The sequence below is a fragment of the Actinoallomurus sp. NPDC050550 genome, assembly GCF_040655075.1.
Classification (GTDB): domain Bacteria; phylum Actinomycetota; class Actinomycetes; order Streptosporangiales; family Streptosporangiaceae; genus Actinoallomurus.
This window is the reverse complement of the sequence record NZ_JBFAJC010000014.1, coordinates 24364-41898: the sequence shown is the minus strand read 5'-3', so window position 1 is coordinate 41898 and position 17535 is coordinate 24364. Positions and strand designations below refer to the sequence as shown.

The following is a 17535-nucleotide window of genomic DNA, read 5'->3' as shown; positions in this document are numbered from 1 at the left end:
GAGAGGAGACCCGTGAACGCTGAGGCGCGCAGGCAGTTCACCGAGTTCGTCGCCGCGCGGACGCCGAGCCTGCTGCGGCTGGCGTACGTGCTGACCGGCGACCGGCACGCGGCCGAGGACCTGTTGCAGAGCGCACTGACCAAGACGGCGGGCCGCTGGGGGAACGTGCGCGACAGCCCCGAGGCGTACGTGCGCAAGGCGATGTACCACGAGCAGGTGGGCCGCTGGCGCAGCCCGCGATGGAAGCGCGAGACGGTCAGCGCGGACCTGCCCGAACCCGCGGTGGCCGACCGGAGCGAAGAGGTCGATCTGCGGCTCGCGCTCGAGCGCGCGCTGCTGGCCCTGCCGCCCCGCCGGCGGGCCGCGATCGTCCTGCGCTATTTCGAGGATCTGCCCGAGGCGGAGGTCGCGCGGATCATGGGCTGCTCGGTCGGGACCGTCCGCAGCCAGACCAGCCGCGCGGTGGCCCGGCTGCGCGAACTCGTGCCCGACTTCGCCGCCCTGACCGAAGCGCCCCCGGCCGAATCGATGAGGAGCTGAGATGACCGCACGCCAGGACGAGATGCTCGAGGAGACGCTGCGGCGGATGGCCGACCACACCGAGGCCGGCCAAGGGCTGTCCGAGCGACTCGCCGACCGGGCTCTGCGCGGGGCGGCCCGGCGGCGTGCCGCGCGGTTCGGCGCCGGGGCCGTGGTGGCCGCCGGCGGTGTCGCCGCGGTGGCGCTGGTGCCGATCGGGCACGGAGGCGGCGGGTCCAGGCCCGCGGCGGGGCCACGGGAGGTCGCGTCTGCGACGACCTACGGGCACGCGGTGTTGCCCGCCAACACGGCGGCGCAGCTCGCCACGGTCCGCGCGTGCATGGTCGGTGACCCGGACATTCCTTCGCCATCGCTTCCGAGGAGGATCGGCGAGGTCGATCCCGGGCGCACCGGACCGGGGACACACGTCCGTGACTTCCGGATCCTGGTCGCCTACCGGGACTCCCGGGGGCAGGCGGTGTTCCTCGGTAGCACCGTCGCGCACCGCGTATGCAGCCTCGACAACTCCGGACGGCCGAGCCCGAGCGACCGGATCCCGGGGCAGACCGCCAACAGCTGGGGCCGTTTCCCCGCCTTCACCGGGCCGATCGTCATGGACGATCAGGCCGGCGGCGTGCTCGGCACCAAGGAACAGAGCCGGAGCCGGGCCGACGCGGAGGGAATCGAGGAGCACGTCGCCGGCCGTGTCACCCCCGACGTCGCCCGGGTGACCTTCACCCTTCCCGACGGGCGGACCCAGGACGCCGCAGTGTCGAGCGGATTCTTCCTCTGGCGGGCCGCCCGGACCGGGGCCTCCCTGGCCGGGGCCGGGCAGGAGCGACAGGTGACCGTGCGAGCCTACGATCGCGGCGGCCGCGTGCTGAAGACCCTGATGACCCGGATCGACGCGGCGGTGTTGCCCCGATGACCAGGGATGAAGGCCGCGGGCACGGCCTGCGCCCCGGCTGATCCGCCCGGGTGCCGCCGGGCCCCGGCCCGGCGGCCCGCAGGGTGATGTCGGATTCCCGCTAGCAGAACGCGGTGGCCACGGGCGATGCTTGTCGGTATGCATGAGGACGTGGAACGCTGCGTACGCGCCGTGCAGTCCAAGGACGCACGGTTCGACGGATGGTTCTTCACCGCGGTGCTCACCACCGGGATCTACTGCCGCCCCAGCTGCCCGGTCGTGCCGCCGAAGCCGGAGAACATGCGGTTCTTCCCCAGCGCCGCGGCGGCCCAGCAGGCCGGGTTCCGGGCGTGCAAGCGCTGCCGCCCGGACGCCAGCCCCGGCTCCCCGCAGTGGAACGAACGCGCCGACCTGGTCGCCCGCGCGATGCGGCTGATCGCCGACGGGGTGATCGACCGGGAGGGCGTGCCGGGCCTGGCCGCCCGGCTCGGTTACAGCACCCGTCAGATCGAGCGCCAGCTGCGCGCCGAGCTCGGCGCCGGTCCGCTCGCGCTCGCCCGCGCCCAGCGCGCCCAGACGGCCCGGCTGCTGATCGAGACCAGCTCCCTGCCGATGAGCGACGTCGCGTTCGCCGCCGGGTTCGCCAGCGTCCGGGCGTTCAACGACACCGTGCGGCAGGTGTTCGCGATGTCGCCGACCGAGCTGCGCGACCGGGTCGCCCGCGGGCACCCCGCCGCGACCTCCGGCGCCCTGTCGGTGCGGCTGCCGTTCCGTGCGCCGCTGTGCCCCGACAACCTGTTCGGGCACCTGGCGGCGACCGGCGTGCCCGGCGTCGAGGAGTGGCGCGACGGCGCGTACCGGCGCACCCTGCGCCTGCCCCACGGCCACGGGGTCGTCTCGCTGCGGCCGGCCCCCGATCACATCGCCTGCCGCCTGCACCTGACCGACCTGCGGGACCTGTCCATCGCCATCAGCCGCTGCCGGTGGCTGCTGGACCTGGACGCCGACCCGATCGCCGTCGACGACCTGCTGCGCGCCGACCCGCTGCTGGCCCCGCACATCGACAAGGACCCCGGCCGCCGCGTGCCGCGCACCGTCGACCCCGCCGAGTTCGCCGTGCGGGCCGTGCTCGGCCAGCAGGTGTCGACCGCGGCCGCCCGCACCCACGCCGCCCGGCTCGTCACCGCCCACGGCGAGGCCGTCGACGACCCCGAAGGCGGCCTGACCCATCTGTTCCCCGGTATGGACGCCCTGGCGGCGCTGGACCCGGAGACGCTGGCGTTCCCCCGAACCCGCCGTACGACGCTGACCACGCTGATCGGCGCGCTGGCCCGCGCGGAGATCGACCTGGGGGCGGGAAGCGACTGGGGGCGGGCGCGGGAGCTGCTGTCGGCGCTGCCGGGATTCGGACCGTGGACCATCGAGATGATCGCGATGCGGGCGCTCGGCGACCCGGACGCGTTCGTCCCCACCGACCTGGGCGTGCGCACCGCGGCGCGGGAACTGGGCCTGCCCGTCACCCCCGCGGCCCTCACCCGGCATGCCGCGGCCTGGCGGCCCTGGCGCGCGTACGCGGTGCAGTACCTGTGGGCGACCGGCCAGCACGCGATCAACCGGCTGCCCGCCTGACCTTCGAGAAGGAGCACTGATGCAGCACCGGGCGCACACGGTGATGGACAGTCCCGTCGGCCCGCTGACCTTGGTCGCGGCCGACGGCGTCCTGACCGGCCTGTACATGGACCGGCAGCGGTACCGGCCCGAGGAGCACACCTTCGGCGAGCGTGATCCCGCGCCGTTCGGCGCGGCCGTCCGGCAGTTGGAGGAGTACTTCGACGGCCGGCGGACGGTCTTCGACCTGCCGCTCGCGCTGACCGGCACGGCGTTCCAGCAGCGTGTCTGGGCGGCGCTGTGCGAGATCCCCTTCGGTGCGACCGTCTCCTACGGCGAGCTCGCCGAGCGGCTCGGCCGGCCCACCGCCGCTCGCGCCGTCGGCCTGGCCAACGGCAAGAACCCCGTCGGGATCATCGTGCCCTGCCACCGCGTCGTCGGCTCCTCCGGCGACCTGACCGGGTACGGCGGCGGTCTGCACCGCAAACGGCACCTGCTCGCGTTCGAGCAGCGCGCCGAGGACCGCGCGCCGATGGCCCCGCTGCCCTCCGAACCCGACCGGCACGGCCCCGAACCGCTGTTCAGCGTCCACCACTCGGTTCCGTAAGCCCGGAGGAAGAACGTCCGGGATGGGGTGCAGGTCTATCCACTGGGCCGGCGGAGAGCGGTGATGCCGGTGAGGACGAGATCGATCCCGGCGAGGAACTGCTCGCGGTCGTCGTGCTCGCGCAACTGGTCCGCGATGGCCCGGGTGAACGGGTAGTCGTCGGGGTCGAGCTCTTCCCACGCCGTAGACACGGCGTCGAGGAACTCGGCGCGGTCCACGTCGCGCCCGGGAAGGCGGGCGTTCGCGGCGTTCTGGCCGGCGGCGCCGAGGATGTAGTGCACCAGCGCCGAGGTCGCCGTGAACCAGCCGGCCTCGGGCACGTCGAGCGCGCGGACATGCCGGCCGACGCTTTCGAAGATCCGCGGCGTCACCGGTCCCCAGGGGCTGCGGGAGAGCTGCACGGCGAGCTGCGTGGCGAGCCACGGGTGTTCGTCGATCGCGTCGAACAGGCCGAGCGCGACGGCGCGGACCGCCTCCTGCGGCGCGTCCGGAGACTCGGCGGGCTCGATGGCCAGAGCGGCGGCGACGACGGCGTCGGTGGCGGCGCCGAGCAGCTCGCCCTTGTTCGCCACATGCCAATAGATCGCCCCGGGCCCGGTCGCGAGACGCTCGGTCAGCGCCCGGAAGGTCAGCCCGCCCTCGCCGTCCGCGTCGAGCAGCTCGACGGCGGTCTCGACGATGCGCTCGCGGGAGAGCGCCTCTGTGCGCCGCTGTGACCGGCGCGTCCGCGTTGCCATGCCGCCATTTTGACATGTCTGGAGCGCTGTTCCAACATGGAGCGCCGTTCCATGTTGGAACGGCATACCAGAGTGCTCGGCCGGACCTCACCGGGCGGCCTCGATCCCGAAGGAGCCACGATGCGCACTCCCGTCACGATCATCGGCGCCGGACTCGGCGGCCTCACGCTCGCTCGAGTCCTGCACGTCCACGGAATCCCGGCCACGGTCTACGAGGCGGAGGCCTCCCCGACGGCGCGCACGCAGGGCGGGATGCTCGACATTCACCCCTGGAACGGCCAACCGGCGCTCGAGGCGGCCGGCCTGTCCGAGGGGTTTCGCGAGCTCATCCTGGAAGGCCGCGAGTCCTACCGGATCCTCGACCGGGAGGGGACCGTTCTGCTCGACCGACCCGACGACGGCACCGGCGAGCGTCCCGAGGTGCAGCGCGGCGAGCTCCGGCGGCTACTGCTCGATTCGCTTCCGCACGGCATCGTCCGGTGGGGGCACAAGGCCAGCGGCGCGCAGGCCCTCGACGAGGGCCGCTATGAAGTGAGCTTGGCCGACGGCACCTCCGTCGTCACGAGCCTGCTCGTCGGTGCGGACGGCGCGTGGTCGCGGGTTCGTCCGTTGCTCTCCGACGCCACCCCCGAATACGTCGGCGTCTCGGTCGTCGAGACCTTCCTGTTCGACGGTGACACCCGCCATCCCGCCGCCGCGAAGGCGGTCGGCGCCGGGTCGCTTTTCGCGCTCGCGCCGGGCAAGGGAATCCTGGCTCACCGGGAGAGCGGCGGGACCCTTCACGCGTATACGCAACTGCTGAAGCCACAGGACTGGCTCGCCGATGTTGATTTCAACGATGTCGCGGCCGTGACCTCGCGTGTCGTCGAGGAGTTCGACGGCTGGGCCCCCGAGCTCACCGCCCTGATCACCGACAGCGACACCCCCCCGGTCCTGCGCCGCCTCTTCACACTGCCGATCGGGCACCGCTGGGATCGTGCGCCGGGGGTGACACTGCTCGGCGACGCCGCCCACCTCATGCCGCCGAACGGGGAAGGCGCCAACCTGGCCATGCAGGACGGCGCCGAACTCGGCGAGGCCATCGCCGCGCACCCCGACGACATGGAGGCCGCACTCGCCGAGTACGAACAGGCCATGTTCACGCGCGCGGCCGCCGAAGCCGGAGACGACGACATCTACCAGGTCATGTTCGGCGATGACGCACCCAACAGCATGGTCGCCATGTTCAACTGACCCACGACCACCGGACTCCCTCCGCCCCCCGGCTCAGAGCCGGTCGCTGACACCTCGGATCAGCCTCCCGAACGACCAGGTCGCCAGGCGGTCGGGGATGGCGGCCGTCAGGCGCAGCGCGGTCTCGCTCTGGAACGCGGTCCGCGGTCCGGCGGTCGCGAGGCTCCGGGTGGACACCGCCGAGGCCAGCCTGGCCTGCCGCCGGCGGCTCTTCTCGTACGAGCGCAGTGCTGCGGCCGGATCCGGGCCGGCGCCAGAACCCGTCGCGCGGCCGGCGTCCGCGAGGCCGCGCAGCAGCGCCCCGACGTCCTCCAGCGCTTGACCGGCGCCCTGCGCCAGGATGGGCGGCATCGTGTGCACCGCGTCGCCGATCAGGGCGCACCGGCCGTGCCGCCATCGGCGCGGGACGCGGTGCCGGTGGTGCGGAAAGAGTTCGAGGTCCTTCTCCGACAGGGTCTCCAGCAGGTCGGGGACGGGTGAGGCCCACGCCCCGAACCTCGCCCGGAGTGCGGCGAGCGCGCGGTCCGGGCGGTCGGAGCCGTTGCCGGGCCGCCACGGGACGTCGATGAGCCACTGCAGCAGGCCATCGCCTGCGGGGTTCAGCCCGACGTCGCCCTGGCGTCCGACGAACAGCAGGACGCGGGAGCCGAGGTCGAAGGGCGCCGGGATCAGGCCCTGCCAGGTGGCCACACCGGTCGGCGCCGCGTCCGTGGAGAACACGCATGCCACCCGTCCTCTACAACTAGTAGTACTACGCGTTGTAGAGGAAGAATGATCACGACGCAAGGGTCCGGCTCGATCCGGCCATACCGTCATCCGCGCCCGCGCGGCTCCAGAACGACGGTGGTCCAGCCCTCGGCGCGGCGGGCCTCAAGCCTCCCGGACGCTGAGGTCCTGGGTGCCGACCACTCTGAGCAGGCGCAACGCCTCATGAGACGGGGTGCCCGGCGCGGCCGTGTAGAAGATCGTCCACTGGTCGCGGTGCGGGTCGTGCAACCCCTCGCAGTCCAGGTCCAGCCACCCGACGAGGGGATGGCGCAGCCGCTTGCTCGCCGAGCGGCGGACCTGGACGTCATGCTCGGCCCACAGCTCGCCGAAATCCGGGCTGGCCGCGCGAAGCCGCCCGACCAGGCGGCGGATGCCCGCGTCGTGGGGATAACGGGCCGCCGCCGCGCGCAGATCGGCGACCGACTCCCGGGCGAACCGACGCGCGCCCTCCTCGTCATGCCGGGCGCGGGCCTCCGGGTCGGTGAAGAACCGCCAGATCAGGTTGCGCTCGCCCGGCGGCAGGCGGGAGAAGTCGCCCAGCAGGGCGACCGCCATCGCGTTCCACGCGAGGACCTCGTAGGTGGCGTCGCACACCAGCGCCGGGGTGTCGTCGAGCCGGTCCAGCAGGTGCAGCACCCCGGGCCGTACGTCGCGGGCCGGCCCCGCCGGCGGGCCGGGCACCTCCCCGCCCAGGTGGTACAGGTGGTCGCGTTCGTCGTCGGACAGGCGCAGCGCCCGGGCGATCGCGGCGAGGATCTGCCGCGACGCCCGCGGGCCCCGGCCCTGCTCCAGGCGGATGTAGTAGTCCACCGACATACCGGCCAGCTGCGCGACCTCCTGCCGGCGCAGGCCGGGGGTGCGCCGCCGCGGCCCGCCCTCCAGCCCGACGTCGGCCGGGCGGACCCGGGCGCGACTGCGCCGCAGGAACGCGGCCAGCTCCACGCGGTCGAGTTCGCTCACGCCCCCAAGGGTGCCCGACCGGCGACGCCGTGACCATGGGACCGTCGATACCAGCCTCAGCGAGTCTCTCCCGGCCGCATTCTCCGGCGGCCAGGGTGAGGGCCATGAACAACCCCAAGAAGATCGTCCTGATCACCGGCGCGAACAAGGGCATCGGCTTCGCCACCGCACGCGAGCTCGCCCGCGCCGGGCACACCGTCCTGCTCGGCGCCCGCGACCACGGGCGCGGGACCACGGCCGCGGACGAACTGGCCGGGCAGGGCCTCGACGTCCGCTTCGTCCACCTCGACGTGACCGACCCGGAGACGATCGCGGCGGCGGCCCGGTTCGTCTCCGACACCCACGACCGGCTGGACATCCTGATCAACAACGCCGGCATCAGCCGCGACCGGTCGTACCCACCGGCCGAGATGCCCGTCGCAGCGCTGCGCGAGGTCTACGAGACCAACGTGTTCGGGGTCGTGGCCGTCACGAACGCGATGCTGCCGCTGCTGCGCAGGTCACCCGACGCCGTCATCGGCAACGTCTCCAGCGGGCTGGGCACCGTCGCGTTCCTCACCGACCCGGACTCGCCGCTGTGGCAGTACGCGAACCTGCTCGCCTACAACTCCTCCAAGGCCGCCCTGAACGCGATCACCCTGATCTACGCCAACACGCTGCGCGAGACCGGCATCAGGGTCAACGCCCTGTCTCCGGGCTTCTGCGCGACCGACCTGAACGACCACACCGGTCACATCAGCGCCGAGGAAGGCGGAGCCCACATCGCCCGCCAGGTCACCCTGCCCGACGACGGCCCGACCGGGGTGTTCCTGAGCGAGAACGGCGGCACCTACCCCTGGTGACGCCCCGGCCCGTCCGATGCATCCCGCGGCGGCGCCGAAGGGGCGAGGCCGGGCAGCGCCCAGCGGGTCGGCTCGATCTCGATCACCTCGTAGGCGACCGCGCCGGTCCCCAGGAACGGATCCTCGGCGATGATCTGCTCGACCTCCGTACGGGAGGCGGCGCGGGCGAGGATGACCCCTCCGACGCGGGGGACCCGGCGACCGGTCAGCAGGAAGGTACCGGCCGCGACGTGCCGGTCGACGTACGCGTAGTGGCCGGGCAGGACCCGGTCGAGCCGGTCCAGGGCCCCATCGCGGTAGTTGAGCATCAGCAGGAACATGCGGCCAGGTAAACCGACGCCGTCGCGCGGCGTCCACGAGGCACCGCCTCACGCGGATGAGGCGGCGCCTAACGGGCCAGGCGGCGGGCGATGCCGGCCGGTCCGGAGTGATGGACGTCACCCGGCCACGCCAGCGCGTACCGCAGCCGCGGCGGCTCGGCGGCCAGCGGCCGCCACACGAGCCCAGGCCCGGTGTCCCAGGCTGGCCGCAGCGCGACGACCGGGTCACCGCAGGTCAGCTCGGCCAGCACGATGGCGCGGCGGGCCCGTACGACTCGCGGCCGCGGCCGCCATCCCGCGCGATGACAGGCCGCCAGGACGTCGTCGTGATAGCCGGGCGCCAGATCCCGCCGGAACCACAGCAGTTCCTGCCCGCCCAGATCCGCCCAGTCGACCACCGTACGGGCGGCGAGCGGGTGCGCGTCGGCCATCAGCACGCCGAGCGGTTCGTCGTGGATCACCGCGGTGATCAGCCCGCCGGCGTCCTCGGCGGGCAGTGTGAGCAGGCAGCAGTCCAGCTCCCCGTTCCGCACGCGGGACGGCTGGTCGCCGCTGGGCAGGTCCTCGAACCGCAGCGGAGCGCCACGAGCGGCCTCCCGGAGCCGGCGCGGCAGATCCGGCGGCACTCCCGGCGGGACACCGATCACGCACGCGCGGACCGGCGCCGTGGCCTCGCGAACCGCGCGTGCGGCGCGCGCGGCCGCGGCGAGGGTGCGGCGCGCCTCCGGCAGCAGCGCGTCACCGGCCGGAGTGAGCGACATGCCGCCCGGAGTCCGGTCGAACAGGCGCGCGCCGAGCTCGCGCTCGAGCGCGCGGATCTGCTCGCTCACCGACGGGGAGCGCAGGCCCAGCCGCTCGGCGGCGCGCCCCAGATGCTGCTCGTCGGCGACCGCGCAGAAGTATCTGAGCTGCCGCAACTCCACGCGGCGAGGGTAGCCGACCCGCAGCCGGCCCAGGTCTGAGCCAGGCCGACGCCCTCTGCCGCCAGGGGTCAGGGCCCGACGCCTTTGGGAGGCCGACGCCCTGACCGCGCCGGGCTCGGCGGCCGGCCTTGCGGATCGCCGACCCGTCCGGTCGCTGACCGCGTCGCGAGGCGCTCAGCCCGGATGCGGTGTCTCGGCCGCGAAACGGGCGGCGAACGCCGCGCGGTTGGCCGAGTCCGGCTTACGGTCCCAGACCGCGAAGACGACGTGGTCGAACACGGCGTGGAACTCCCCGCCCGTGCTCAGATGCGCGTGGAACGCCGCGGCGACCTGATGCGGATCGTTGCGGAACACCCCGCATCCCCACGCGCCCAGGACCAGCCGGCGCGCGCCGTGGTGGGCGGCCACGGCCAGCACCCGCCACGCCCGCTCGTGCAGCACCCGGGGGAGCCGGTCCCGTACGGCCGGATCCCGGCGCACCGCCTCACCGGCGTTGGGGGCGGGACAGGTCAGGAACGACACCGGGTACGGTTCGGCCAGCAGCTCGCCGTCGTCGCCGCGGTGCACCGGCACGTCGGGCGACCAGATGACGCGGTTGCTGTAGAGCAGGTCGGGGGACGCGCGGTGTGCGTCGTAGTAGTCCGGGGCCCGCAGCAGGCACGGGTACAGCAGGGAGTGACGGCAGAGGTCCTCCTCCTGCGCGCGGGCGCCGCCGACGTAGCCGCCGCCGGGGTTGCGGGCCGAGGCGAAGTTCAGCACGGCGATCCGGCCGGTGCCGGTGAGGTGGAGCCGCCGGGCCGCCTGCAGGCTGCCCTCGGCGGTCACCTCGACGCACGTCCCGTCACCGTCCCGCGGGGGAGGAGGCGCGATCCGCACGTCGGCGGGGTGACTCACCGTGCCCGCCATCGCCGCCTCCAGCGCCGGGCCCACGGCCACGACGGTGCCGTCCGCTGTGGTGTACCGGCCATCGGCGGCGATTTGCGCGTTGTCCGCCGCGTACCGGCGCAATCTGCTACTCACGGTCGGTGATCGTACGGTGTGCGGGCCGGCCCGATCGACTCGTTTTCCACGTCTCATCGGCCGGAAAGCGACCGGCCCACCGTCAGGGCGGCCGACCGTCCGCGTCGGTCGACTCCGTCGCCCGGCCGGACGGACGGCCGGGCGACTCCCCGAGCATCAGTGATCGAGGCGTTCGAGGATGCGCTCCATGCCGCTGCGCCAGTTGACCTTCAGCGCGACCACCGCGCCGTCGATGTCGCCGGCCTGGAGGCACTCGGCGATCCGCTCGTGCTCCTCCGCCGACCGCTCCAGCACCTGCTGGTCACCGATGATGACGCGTTCATACCGGCGCATGGTCAGCTTGAGGGAGGTGATCAGATCCATCAGGCGCTCGTTGGGGCAGCCGGACAACATCAGATCATGCCAGGCGTCGTCGTAGCGTTCGAGCACGGCGTACTCCGCCTCTGGCGCTGAGAACGCCCGCGCCTCCTCCAGCAGGCGCGGCGCGATCGAGGTGAGGAACTCCGGCTCGGACAGCTCCAGCGCCAGGGACTCCATGCTGGCCACGATCGTGGTCAGGTCACGGAACTCCTGTGCGCTCATCGGCGCGAACCGGAACCCGCGGCCGCGTTCGCTGACGATGATGCCCTCGCGTTCCAGGCCGATCAGCGCCTCCCGCAGCGGGGTGCGGCTCACCCCCAGATCGGTCGCCAGGACGGTCTCGTTGATCGGCTGGTCGGGGTCGAACTCACCCCGCCCCAGTCGGTCGAGGATCTCGTCCTTGATCTGTTCGCGCAACGGACGGCGCTCGATCGGCATCTGGTTATCATCCCTTCTCCGGCGGCCGGCGATCAGGTCCAGCGGTCAAGCGGTTCCGGCCCCGTCGACGGCGATGACCGCGCCGCTGACGAACGACGCGGCGTCGCTCGCCAGGAACGCCACGGTCCGCGCGATGTCGCCGGGCGTGCCGATCCGGCCGAGCGGACGGTCGGCGGCCTCCTCATAGAAGGCCTCCAGCGAGCCGCCGAGCTGCCGCGCCTCCTCGGCGAGCATGCCGGTGGCGGTGTCGCCCGGGCAGACGCAGTTGACCCGGATGTTCGCCGGACCGTGATCGATGGCCATCGCGCGTGTCATGTTCACGACCGCGCCTTTGGACGCGCAGTACGATACGGCGTCCGCGCCGCCCCTGATGCCCCAACCCGAGCCCGTGTTGATGATGCTGCCGCCGCCGGCGGCCTCCATCAGCGGGATCGCGTGCCGGCTCAGCAGCATGATCGACTTGATGTTGACGGCCATCACCCGGTCCCAGTCGTCCTCGGTGATCCCGCACACGGTGGACCGCCGGATGATCCCGGCGTTGTTGAACAGCACGTCGACGCCGCCGAAGGTGTCCCGGGCGGTCGAGATGACGCGCTCGCAGTCGCCGGCGTCGGACACGTCGCAGCGGACGAACACGGCCCGGCCGCCGGCCGCGCCGATGGCCTTCGCGGCCTCGGTTCCGCCGGCCTCGTCCACGTCGGCCAGCACGACGGCGGCGCCGAGCTCGGCCAGCAGCTCGGCCGTGGCCCGGCCGATGCCCGAGGCCGCGCCGGTCACGACGGCCCGCTTGCCCGCAAGAGAGATCATTCTTCGGTCCTTCCTCAACGGATGGGGTACATGGCGGAGCGCCCGTACCCCGTCAGCACGGGCCGGTGGCCCGTGAGCTCGCGATCCAGGTCCTCATCGCCGGTGTCGACGAGCAGGGGCCGGCCGCCCAGGGCGGCGAGCTTGGCCTCGGTCGCCACGACCAGCAGGCGGTCCGGGCCGACGGCGCGCAGCACGGCCGGGGAGATCTGCTGGTTGCCCCGGCCGAGCAGGAAGCCCTGCCCGCCGATCGGTGTCACGGCCACCCACGCGGGCGTCGCCCGGACGATCTCCTCCAGTCTCGCCGCCGAGACGTCCGCGATGACGAACCGCCCGTCCCGGTCCAGCACGTTCACCCCCATGACGGGAACGTCGGCGCCCAGCGCGGCGGCGACGGCGCGCATCGTGCCGCCCGGGCCGAGGACGAGAGGCTCGCCGGGGCCGAGCCGCCGGCGCAGTTCGGCGGCGATCCCGACGACGGACGCCGGCGAGGTGACCGAGCCGCCCACCTTGCGCTGCTGGATCCGGACCGGGACGTCCGGCACCCGCAGGTGGCCGTACAGCCGGGCCGAGACGCGGCCCGCGCGCACCGCGTCCTCGTCCAGGTCCATCACCTCGGCGTCGCGAAGCGCCGTGCCACCGGCCGCCATCAGCGCGGCCGCCTCCCCGGCGGCACGCGGGCCGACGCCGAACACCGCCGAGTGCATCTTCACGCCGGTCGGCACGCCCAGGACCGGCACCGACGCGCCGACCGCGTCCAGGACGTCGCGGGCCGTGCCGTCGCCCCCCGCGAACAACAGGAGGTCCACCTCGCCGGCCAGGACGGCGGCCGCCGCATTGGTGTCGGCCGCCGTGGTGGGGGAGCCCGGCTCGTACGCGACCTCGGGCCGAAGCCCGGCCGCGGTCACCGCGTCGGCGCCCATCGCCCCCGCGGCGGTCCGGACGGTCAGGCCGGCGCCGAGCCGCGAGCGCAGCTCGGCCAGCGCGAGAGCGGCGCGCTCGCCCGCCCGGGGAATCGCGCCGAGGGCGCGGGCCCGATCCTGGACGTCCACGCCGTCGCTGCCCTTGAGGCCGACCCGGCCGCCGAGCCCGGCGACCGGGTTGACGACCAGCCCGAACCTCATTCGCCCAGGATCTTCCGCTGGTAGGCGCGCCAGGTTACCGCCCAGGTCTCCGGGTCCTCCAGCGTCTCCGGCCGGACGCGGTGCACGGTCGAGTTGTGCGGGGCGGTCCGCACGGTCTCCGGCTCCTCGTACGCCTCGCGGGCGACCTCGGCCAGGATCGCCGCGTACTCGTCCAGGTCCGCCTTTGAATACGACTCGGTGGGCTCGAGTGTCATCGGCTCCGGCACCACGAACGGATGGTGACTGGTCCAGTAGTGCGTGCCGAAGTCGGCGGCGCGGTAGCCGATGTCCTCGGTGTGCACGCCGGTCTCCTCGGCCAGTTTCGCCCAGCTGTAGCGAACCTGCTCGATCCGCCGCCGGCCCGCCGCGTACGGGGCGGACGCGCCACGGATCTCCAGGACCTTCTTCATCAGGTAGTTGTTGTTCAGCACCGCGACCTCGGCGGCCTCCCGCAGGCCCTCCGCGCCGAGCGACATGATCCAGGCGTACGCGCGGACCAGGTTCGGGACCACGCCGTAGAACGGCCGGATCTTGCCGACCGACTCGGGCCGGTCGTCGTCGAGGTGGTAGCGGGTGCCGTCGAACTCCACGGTCGGTGTGGGCAGGAACGGCGCCAGCGCCTCGGTCACACCGCAGGCGCCCGCCGCCGGCCCGCCGCAGGCGTGCGGCGTCGAGAACGTCTTGTGCAGGTTGAAATGACACAGGTCGAAGCCGGCGTCGCGGGCCCGGGTGATGCCGAGGATGCCGTTGGCGTTGGCCTGGTCGTAGGCGCACAGGCCGCCCGCGTCGTGGACGATCCTGACGAACTCCTCGATCCGCGGGTTGAAGATCCCGGTGTCCTCCGGGTTGGTGATCAGGAGGGCCGCCGTGCGGGGGCCGACGGCGGCCTTCAGCGCCTCGATGTCGGGGTAGCCGTCGGCGTCCGGGTACAGCGTGATCACCTTGAACCCGGCCGTCTTGGCGCAGGCGGCGTTGGACGGATGCGAGAAGATGGTGGTGATCACCTCGTCCCGCTGCTCCAGCTCGCCGCGTGCCGCGAAGTACGCCCGGATCATCGCCACGTTCGCGTAGATCGCCGCCGAACCGGCGCCCGGCTGCAGCGACACCCGGTCCATGCCGGAGATCTCCCGCAGCATCCGCTCCAGCCGATAGATGATCTCCAGGACACCCTGTACGGTCCGCTCGTCCTGCAGCGGATGCAGTTCGGCCAGCTTCGGGTCGCGGACGAACCGGTCGTTGACCTTCGGGCTGTACTTCATCGTGCACGTGCCCTGGCCGACGTCGATGTTCAGGTCGACGCCGAGGTTCTCCTGCGACAGCCGCAGATAGTGCCGGAGCACGTGCAGCTGCGACAGCTCCGGCAGGGCGGGCGGGGCCGCGCGGCGCAGCCCCTCGGGGAGGCTGTCGTCGAGCGGCACCTCGGGCTCGGGGACCAGCACGCCCCGCTCGCCGGGGCTGCTCAGCTCGAACAGCAGCGGTTCGTCCCAGCGGGCCTGGTGGAAGCGACGCAGCGGCGGCTTCGGGCCGATCTTCGCGTCGGCGGGGGTCACGGTGGCGCGGTCGGTGTTCACTTAGCGATCTCCTGCAGGGCGGTGGCCAGGCGGTCGATGTCGTCCTTGCCGTGGACCTCGGTGACGCAGTACAGGGCGTCGGTGGGCGACAGGACGCGGCCGCCGAAGATGCCGCGTTCCAGCAGTGCGTCGCCCACCTCGGCGGCCGTCCGCGCCCCGGTGAAGCGAACGGTGAAGTCGGCGAAGTGCGGCGCGTCGGCGTACGGCACCTCGACGCCGGGCACCTCGGCCAGCCGGCGGATCGCGTACCGCGTGTTCGCCATGATCGTCTGGCCGATCTCGCGCATGCCCTGCGGGCCCATGAGCGCGAGGTACACCCCGGCGGTGATGCCGTTGAGCGCGGCGGCGGTGCCCACCCACTCCTTGCCCTCTTCGCGGAGCGCGAAGGAGGTCCGCTCGTAGGCCACGTCGCCGAAGCCGTACTCGCCCTCGACGGCGGTGGGCGCCAGGCCGAACAACCGGGAGGGGAACTCGGCGACGAACCGCTCCTCGTCGTGCGTGGCGATGAACCCGCCGTTCAGGCCGCCGTAGGCCAGGTGCAGCCCGAGCGGCTGGATGTCACCGCAGGCGATGTCGGCGCCGTACGCGGCGGGCGGCGCGACGACGCCGAGGGAGATCGGGTTGCATCCGACGACGTACAGCGCGCCGGCGTCGTGCGCCAGGCCGCCCAGCTCCGGCAGCGCGGGGTCGACGATGCCGAGATAAGAGGGCGCCTCGGCGTAGACCGCCGCGACATCGCCGGCCGCCAGCTCCGCGCGCACGGCGTCCAGGTCGGCCCGGCCGCCGGCGCCGACCGGGACGACGACCACGTCGTGCACGGGACGCACGTAGTCGTCGATCTTGGAGAGTTCGTCCGGGTCGATGGCGGTGACGAGCAGCAGGCGGCGGCGCCCGGTGATCCGGCCGGCCATCCGCAGCGCGGTCGCGGACGCCTGGAAGCCGTCGTAGGCCGGCACGTTGACGACGTCCATCTCCAGCAGCTCGCCCATCAGCGACTGGTACTCCCACAGCGCCTGGAAGCGGCCGTGGTCCTCGTACGGCTCGCCCGCGTACGCGGTGAGGAACTCACTGCGGTTGATCACCTCGTCGACCACCGCCGGCACGTGGTGCTGGTAGCAGCCGGCGCCGAGGAAGCTGAGCGCCTCGTGGGTGCCGGTGTTGCGGGTGAGCAGGGCGCCGACGTGCCGAACCAGCTCCGCCTCCGAGCGCAGCGGGGCGGGCAGGTCCAGGGGGCGGCGCAGCCGGATGCTCTCCGGCACGTCCGCGTAGAACTCCTCGGTGCTCGCCGCCCCGACCGCCGCCAGCATCTGCTCTTTGATGGCCGGTACGGAGTTGGGGATGTACGGATGAACGCTCACAGGCGCCCTCGCTTTCGAGTTTCTCGTCGCACCCTCTTGACGAAAGCACATGATGCAGTGTGCTGTATACAGCATTCTTCATACCAGCCCTGGGAGGCAAGATGGCGACGAGCCTGAAACGGCGGTCGGTGCTGACCGCCGGGTTCGCCGGCGTGATGTCGGCATTGCTCGCGGTGAGCGGTTGCGCCACCGGAGGGACGGCCCGCAAGCCGGGCCCCGCGCTCACGTCCGGCTCGGCCGCCGCGCTCAAGGGCGAGGTCACCGTGTGGTCGTGGGACGTCGCCGCCAAGGCGCTCAAGCGGCTCGCGCCCGCCTTCGAGCAGCGTCACCCCGGCGTCAAGATCAAGGTCGTCGACATCGGCTACGACAACGCCTACGACAAGATCACCGTCGGCATGCGGTCCGGGCAGGGCCTTCCGGACGTGCTCACCGTCGAGGGCGACAAGCTGCCCAGCTACATCGGCAACTTCCCGCGCGGGCTGTACGACCTGACGTCCCTGGCCGGTCGCTACAAGTCGAGTTTCGCCCCCGCGACCTGGGCGAACGTCACCGACGAGCGAGGTCGGGTGTTCGCGCTGCCGTGGGACAGCGGCCCCTGCGCGCTGTTCTACCGCACGGACCTGTTCCAGCAGGCCGGCGTCGACCCGGCCTCGATCCGCACATGGGACGACTACGTGCGCGCCGGCGAGCAGATCAAGGCGAAGACCGGCAAGAAGCTGCTCGTGATGGACCCCGCCGAGGACAGCACGTTCCCGATGATGCTCCAGCAGCAGGGCCAGCGGTACTTCAAGGACGGCAAGGTCGTCGTGGCCGACCAGCAGGCCGTCCGCGCCGCGACGCTGCTGAAGACGCTCGCCGACAAGGGCCTGATCGACTTCGAGAAGGGCTGGGACGGCCTGGTCGCGGCCACCAAGTCCGGCAAGGTCGCCACCACACCGTACGCCGTGTGGTGGTCCGGCACCCTCACCGACGAGATGAAGGAGCTCAAGGGGAAGTTCGGCGTCGTCCCGCTGCCCGCCTTCGACCCCGGCGGCGTGCGCACGTCCAACGACGGCGGCTCGACCCTCGCGGTCGCCGGCCAGACCAAGAACCCCCAGGCGGCGTGGGCGTTCGTCGAGTTCGCGCTGGCCGACAGCGCCAACCAGGCGTCCATGCTGAAGAACGAGGGACTCTTCCCGGCCTTCCTGCCCGCGCTGAACGACCCGTACGTCAGCGGCCCGCAGGACTACTACGGAGGCCGGCCGGTCTTCAAGACCTTCGCCGACCTGGAGAAGACCGTGCCGCCGGTGGAGTACACCAAGGACGGGTCGAAGGCGGCCGACATCGTCAACGGCACCATCTCCGGCATCGTCCTGCACCACGACGATCCGCAGAAGGCCCTGAACTCGGCGGCCCGGCAGATCGCCGCCGCGACCGGCCGCCCGGTGGCGTAACGC

At 72.8% G+C, this 17535-nt stretch carries 18 protein-coding genes; 7 read left to right on the top strand and 11 right to left on the bottom strand.

Features of this window, described 5'->3' with window-relative positions:
• The first annotated feature begins 12 nt into the window (after positions 1 to 12).
• The 4 genes from AB0I04_RS20675 to AB0I04_RS20660 all read left to right on the top strand — a co-directional run bounded on the left by AB0I04_RS20675 (position 13) and on the right by AB0I04_RS20660 (position 3641).
• Positions 13 to 540, top strand: coding sequence for a SigE family RNA polymerase sigma factor (locus tag AB0I04_RS20675; RefSeq protein ID WP_360886645.1), 528 nt, complete (start codon positions 13 to 15; stop codon positions 538 to 540).
• Position 541: 1 nt separating this feature from the next.
• Complete coding sequence (locus tag AB0I04_RS20670) at positions 542 to 1447, top strand: hypothetical protein (RefSeq protein ID WP_360886643.1); 906 nt, start codon at positions 542 to 544, stop codon at positions 1445 to 1447.
• A 138-nt stretch (positions 1448 to 1585) separates the two neighbouring features.
• Positions 1586 to 3055 carry an AlkA N-terminal domain-containing protein gene (locus AB0I04_RS20665; RefSeq protein ID WP_360886641.1) on the top strand — a complete coding sequence of 490 codons (1470 nt, stop codon included), beginning with the start codon at positions 1586 to 1588 and terminating at the stop codon, positions 3053 to 3055.
• A 19-nt stretch (positions 3056 to 3074) separates the two neighbouring features.
• Entirely contained in the window at positions 3075 to 3641 is a 567-nt protein-coding gene (locus AB0I04_RS20660; RefSeq protein WP_360886639.1) for a methylated-DNA--[protein]-cysteine S-methyltransferase, read from the top strand.
• Positions 3642 to 3676: 35 nt separating this feature from the next.
• On the opposite strand, the gene AB0I04_RS20655 is transcribed toward AB0I04_RS20660, so the two are convergent.
• Positions 3677 to 4378 (bottom strand): TetR/AcrR family transcriptional regulator C-terminal domain-containing protein, encoded by a 702-nt coding sequence (locus AB0I04_RS20655; RefSeq protein WP_360886637.1) that lies wholly within the window; start codon positions 4376 to 4378, stop codon positions 3677 to 3679.
• A 120-nt stretch (positions 4379 to 4498) separates the two neighbouring features.
• On the opposite strand from AB0I04_RS20655, the gene AB0I04_RS20650 reads away from it, so the two are divergent.
• Positions 4499 to 5611, top strand: a complete 1113-nt coding sequence (locus AB0I04_RS20650) for an NAD(P)/FAD-dependent oxidoreductase (RefSeq protein ID WP_360886635.1) — start codon at positions 4499 to 4501, stop codon at positions 5609 to 5611.
• Between the two features lie 33 nt (positions 5612 to 5644).
• Here AB0I04_RS20650 and AB0I04_RS20645 read toward each other — a convergent pair whose 3' ends face one another.
• Positions 5645 to 6331 carry an FAD-dependent monooxygenase gene (locus AB0I04_RS20645; RefSeq protein WP_360886633.1) on the bottom strand — a complete coding sequence of 229 codons (687 nt, stop codon included), beginning with the start codon at positions 6329 to 6331 and terminating at the stop codon, positions 5645 to 5647.
• A gap of 150 nt (positions 6332 to 6481) precedes the next feature.
• A complete protein-coding gene (locus AB0I04_RS20640) occupies positions 6482 to 7339 on the bottom strand; it encodes a helix-turn-helix transcriptional regulator (RefSeq protein ID WP_360886631.1) in 858 nt (285 codons plus the stop codon).
• Positions 7340 to 7443: 104 nt separating this feature from the next.
• Here AB0I04_RS20640 and AB0I04_RS20635 point away from each other — a divergent pair, with 104 nt between their 5' ends.
• Positions 7444 to 8181, top strand: a complete 738-nt coding sequence (locus tag AB0I04_RS20635) for an SDR family oxidoreductase (RefSeq protein ID WP_360886628.1) — start codon at positions 7444 to 7446, stop codon at positions 8179 to 8181.
• Here AB0I04_RS20635 and AB0I04_RS20630 read toward each other — a convergent pair.
• The 8 genes from AB0I04_RS20630 to gcvPA form a co-directional block, all read right to left on the bottom strand.
• Complete coding sequence (locus AB0I04_RS20630; RefSeq protein ID WP_360886626.1) at positions 8169 to 8501, bottom strand: YciI family protein; 333 nt, start codon at positions 8499 to 8501, stop codon at positions 8169 to 8171. The two genes, AB0I04_RS20635 and AB0I04_RS20630, sit on opposite strands and share 13 nt — an antisense overlap.
• A 68-nt stretch (positions 8502 to 8569) precedes the next feature.
• Positions 8570 to 9424, bottom strand: a complete 855-nt coding sequence (locus AB0I04_RS20625) for a LysR family transcriptional regulator (RefSeq protein WP_360886624.1) — start codon at positions 9422 to 9424, stop codon at positions 8570 to 8572.
• Positions 9425 to 9598: 174 nt separating this feature from the next.
• Entirely contained in the window at positions 9599 to 10444 is an 846-nt protein-coding gene (locus AB0I04_RS20620) for a TIGR02452 family protein (protein WP_360886622.1), read from the bottom strand.
• A 156-nt stretch (positions 10445 to 10600) separates the two neighbouring features.
• Positions 10601 to 11242 carry a GntR family transcriptional regulator gene (locus AB0I04_RS20615; protein WP_360886620.1) on the bottom strand — a complete coding sequence of 214 codons (642 nt, stop codon included), beginning with the start codon at positions 11240 to 11242 and terminating at the stop codon, positions 10601 to 10603.
• Positions 11243 to 11287: 45 nt separating this feature from the next.
• Positions 11288 to 12049, bottom strand: a complete 762-nt coding sequence (locus AB0I04_RS20610; protein ID WP_360886618.1) for an SDR family NAD(P)-dependent oxidoreductase — start codon at positions 12047 to 12049, stop codon at positions 11288 to 11290.
• Between the two features lie 14 nt (positions 12050 to 12063).
• Positions 12064 to 13170, bottom strand: coding sequence for an NAD(+)/NADH kinase (locus AB0I04_RS20605; RefSeq protein ID WP_360886616.1), 1107 nt, complete (start codon positions 13168 to 13170; stop codon positions 12064 to 12066).
• Complete coding sequence (gcvPB, locus tag AB0I04_RS20600; RefSeq protein WP_360886614.1) at positions 13167 to 14741, bottom strand: aminomethyl-transferring glycine dehydrogenase subunit GcvPB; 1575 nt, start codon at positions 14739 to 14741, stop codon at positions 13167 to 13169. The genes AB0I04_RS20605 and gcvPB overlap by 4 nt, the downstream gene beginning before the upstream one ends.
• The gene (gcvPA, locus tag AB0I04_RS20595; RefSeq protein ID WP_360886612.1) at positions 14738 to 16099 is read right to left on the bottom strand and encodes an aminomethyl-transferring glycine dehydrogenase subunit GcvPA; all 1362 of its coding nucleotides are present in this window, start codon (positions 16097 to 16099) and stop codon (positions 14738 to 14740) included. The genes gcvPB and gcvPA overlap by 4 nt, the downstream gene beginning before the upstream one ends.
• Positions 16100 to 16200: 101 nt before the next feature.
• On the opposite strand from gcvPA, the gene AB0I04_RS20590 reads away from it, so the two are divergent.
• Positions 16201 to 17532 (top strand): sugar ABC transporter substrate-binding protein, encoded by a 1332-nt coding sequence (locus AB0I04_RS20590; RefSeq protein WP_360886610.1) that lies wholly within the window; start codon positions 16201 to 16203, stop codon positions 17530 to 17532.
• The last annotated feature ends 3 nt before the right edge of the window (positions 17533 to 17535 follow it).

Bases quoted from the DNA above. Each gene is read 5' to 3' on its own strand.
- AB0I04_RS20670 (WP_360886643.1), top strand. From the start codon at position 542: ATGACCGCACGCCAGGACGAGATGCTCGAGGAGACGCTGCGGCGGATG.
- AB0I04_RS20665 (WP_360886641.1), top strand. From the start codon at position 1,586: ATGCATGAGGACGTGGAACGCTGCGTACGCGCCGTGCAGTCCAAGGAC.
- AB0I04_RS20660 (WP_360886639.1), top strand. From the start codon at position 3,075: ATGCAGCACCGGGCGCACACGGTGATGGACAGTCCCGTCGGCCCGCTG.
- AB0I04_RS20655 (WP_360886637.1), bottom strand. From the start codon at position 4,378: ATGGCAACGCGGACGCGCCGGTCACAGCGGCGCACAGAGGCGCTCTCC.
- AB0I04_RS20650 (WP_360886635.1), top strand. From the start codon at position 4,499: ATGCGCACTCCCGTCACGATCATCGGCGCCGGACTCGGCGGCCTCACG.
- AB0I04_RS20635 (WP_360886628.1), top strand. From the start codon at position 7,444: ATGAACAACCCCAAGAAGATCGTCCTGATCACCGGCGCGAACAAGGGC.
- AB0I04_RS20630 (WP_360886626.1), bottom strand. From the start codon at position 8,501: ATGTTCCTGCTGATGCTCAACTACCGCGATGGGGCCCTGGACCGGCTC.
- AB0I04_RS20615 (WP_360886620.1), bottom strand. From the start codon at position 11,242: ATGCCGATCGAGCGCCGTCCGTTGCGCGAACAGATCAAGGACGAGATC.
- AB0I04_RS20610 (WP_360886618.1), bottom strand. From the start codon at position 12,049: ATGATCTCTCTTGCGGGCAAGCGGGCCGTCGTGACCGGCGCGGCCTCG.
- AB0I04_RS20605 (WP_360886616.1), bottom strand. From the start codon at position 13,170: ATGAGGTTCGGGCTGGTCGTCAACCCGGTCGCCGGGCTCGGCGGCCGG.
- AB0I04_RS20590 (WP_360886610.1), top strand. From the start codon at position 16,201: ATGGCGACGAGCCTGAAACGGCGGTCGGTGCTGACCGCCGGGTTCGCC.